Source organism: Acidithiobacillus ferriphilus, assembly GCF_018854775.1.
In the GTDB taxonomy this organism is placed as follows: domain Bacteria; phylum Pseudomonadota; class Gammaproteobacteria; order Acidithiobacillales; family Acidithiobacillaceae; genus Acidithiobacillus; species Acidithiobacillus ferriphilus.
The window spans coordinates 1-2886 of sequence record NZ_JAAZTY010000202.1 but is presented as its reverse complement, the minus strand read 5'-3'; the positions used below and the strand labels follow the sequence as shown (position 1 = coordinate 2886).

The following is a 2886-nucleotide window of genomic DNA, read 5'->3' as shown; positions in this document are numbered from 1 at the left end:
CCGCCAATGCCTGGCGCGCCGCCACCGCCGCCATATCTACGGTTTTTTCGTCGGGAGCGGCGATATGGCGGGAGCGGATCCCCGTGCGCGCGAAGATCCAGGCATCGCTGGTGTCCACCATTTGCTCCAGTTCACGGTTGCTGAGAACACGTTCCGGCAAATAGCCACCAGTGGCTACAATACGACTAAAAATAGGTCTCACGCGCTGTTTCGCACCGCCGGATCAAGGCTTTTCTGAATCACTTCGGCAATACGCAAGGTCAGGCGATGCTTGGCTTCGGCGATAGCCACCTCCACGGCACAGGCAAAGGCAAAGCGGTCGGCGTTTCCGTGACTTTTGATGACGATACCGTTCAGTCCCAACAGAGTTGCGCCATTGTACTGGCGAGAATCGAGACGCCGCCGCAGACGTTGCAAGATGGGACGGTTGACCAAATACGCCATACGCCCATACCAGCCGTGAGTATAGCTGGCACGCAGTTCCTGACTGATCATCCACGCCAGCCCTTCAGACGTCTTCAACGCTACATTACCCACGAAACCGTCACACACCACCACATCAGCGACACCTCGATAAATATCGGAACCTTCCACGTTACCAATAAAATTCAGCTTGGCAGCGCGTAGGAGCAATGCGGCCTCTTTGACCTGTTCATTGCCCTTGATGTCTTCGGAGCCGATATTGAGCAGGCCGACACGCGGCTGGGCAAGCCCCATGACGCGCTCGACAAGTATCGAGCCCATTACCGCGAACTGCAGGAGATGTTCCGGATGACAATCAACGTTGGCACCCAAATCCAGCGCCAGAAGTCGTCCTGTGGTGGTCGGCAGAAAGGCAGCGATTGCGGGACGGTCTATACCGGGAATAGTACGCAGAAACACTTTACCGAGAGCCATCAGCGCACCTGTGTTACCCGCACTGACCACCGCATCAACATGCCCATCTCGCAACAAACCGATGGCGACATGCATGGAAGAGTCCCGCTTACCGCGGAGGGCCTGAGACGGCGCCTCATCCATGGCTACCACCTGACTGGCGTGGTGTACCACAATTTGTGATGAACCTTGGAGGCGAGCCCGTGCCAGCCCTGCCTGGAGGATGCCACTGTCCCCCACAACATGAAAAACGACATCGGGGTGACCTTTGACCAGATCGCGGATGGCAAGAACCACCACCGACGGGCCTGAATCACCACCCATGGCATCTACCGCGATGTGCGGCATAACGAAACCTTAAGAACGCTCTGACAGACTGGCGTTATCAGGCCTCTACCGCCTTCTTCACCATCTCGCGACCCTTGTAGAAGCCACATTCCGGGCACACATGATGAGGCAGCTTCGCCGCTCCACAATTGGCACATACGGAACGGTTCACGGTCACCAGAAAATCGTGGGCTCGCCGCATGTTACGACGAGAATGGGAAGTTTTACTTTGTGGAACGGCCATGACTCAATTTCTCCCGATTTGTATCAAAATATACTGCTGTTCATTTAACAACGGTTAACGGCTCAAGCCCGGAAACCGGGCAAATGCCTGACTTCCACTCCGCACAACGTGGAATCATCGGCAAGGCCAGTAGTACTTCATCTTCCAGCCAGACTTGCTGAGCGACCACGCCGTTTTCAGCAATAACCACCTCTAAGGTAGAATCCATAGCAAGCACCGCCGACTCCTGTTCCGCCAATCCGCTGTGCACGCTTACGGAAAGCGGTAACGGCATAACACCCGTACAGCGTTCGCAACGAACCTCACCCAACACCCTTATCTGGCCATCAGCGGCAATGACCTGCCCTCTGCGGATCAGATCAAGGCTTACGCTCACTGTCTGCACACTGACCAGTGCCTCGCCCAAACGCAACCAACTGCGAGGATCAATAATACCCTCCAGCCTGTCACCATGGACAGATACCCTGGCAATCGACAAGCTGGATGCTTTAGCGGAAAACATAAGCGCGGCATAGTAGCGATCACGGCGCTGCAAGTAAAGAGTTGGCGGCGACGTTTAATGAGATATCCCTAATGATTATCACGGATAATCGCAGCAGCCGCCATCTCCGCACCGAACAAAACAATCGCCCAGGCCATATACAGCCAGAGAAGAAAAACAGGAAAGGCACCCAAAGCGCCATATATGGTTTCAAAGCTTGAAAATCGCAGATAACCGGCCAACGCGATCTTGGCGGCTTCAAACAGGATGGCGGCGGATACCCCGCCAAGAAAAACATCCCGCCACTGCGTTATTGCCGAGGGCAGTATTTTGTAGAGTACCGCCATCATCACGGTGACCACCAGAAGAGTAAGCACATGATTCAGAAGGGGGGGGACGACCGGGATACGTGCCAAGGAGGTCAGCAGAGGTTGCAGGGGACTAAGCAGCGGCAGAATGAGTGCAAAGCTGAATGGGCCGCACACCAGCACGATCACGTAGCGTAGGAGTCGACACCACAGGCAGGTCGGAGTGACACCCCAGATGTCGTTAAAATGCCGCTCTACCTCACGAAGCAGAAAAATCGCGGTGACGCTCAATCCGAGTACGCCAAACCAATCCAATTGGGTACCACGCGCTGCGAGACGGTTTATCTGACGCAGAATCGCATCCCCCGTTTGCGGGACAAAGCTGCGTAAAATCAGGTGATCAACCTGGGCACGGTGGAGCATGCTGAACCCCACCAGATTCCATAGACTGAAGACCAGCACCACCGCCGGTATCAAACCAAAGAGGGTGGTATAAGCGAGCAATCCTGCACGGTCGATACATTCGTCAAGCCAAAAGCCATGCCACGCACGGTACATTCGGTGGGTCAAGCACTGCCAATGATTGGCGTTTTCCCTGGGAACGGGTGCCAGTGCCCTGTCCTTTTGGCGAAAGCATTGGTGCGGCGGTG

General features: G+C 55.3%; 4 protein-coding genes. All 4 read right to left on the bottom strand.

The features are described 5' to 3' along the window. Positions 1-198: 198 nt before the first annotated feature. A complete protein-coding gene (gene plsX / locus HF921_RS12185) occupies positions 199-1224 on the bottom strand; it encodes a phosphate acyltransferase PlsX (protein ID WP_064220245.1) in 1026 nt (341 codons plus the stop codon). A 37-nt stretch (positions 1225-1261) separates the two neighbouring features. Further along, positions 1262-1447 carry a 50S ribosomal protein L32 gene (gene rpmF / locus HF921_RS12180; RefSeq protein WP_014028846.1) on the bottom strand — a complete coding sequence of 62 codons (186 nt, stop codon included), beginning with the start codon at positions 1445-1447 and terminating at the stop codon, positions 1262-1264. 40 nt (positions 1448-1487) lie between these two features. Further along, positions 1488-1925 (bottom strand): YceD family protein, encoded by a 438-nt coding sequence (locus HF921_RS12175; protein WP_226834578.1) that lies wholly within the window; start codon positions 1923-1925, stop codon positions 1488-1490. Positions 1926-2017: 92 nt separating this feature from the next. Continuing rightward, on the bottom strand, positions 2018-2886 hold an 869-nt coding region (locus HF921_RS12170), incomplete at its 5' end, for a YihY/virulence factor BrkB family protein (protein WP_226834576.1).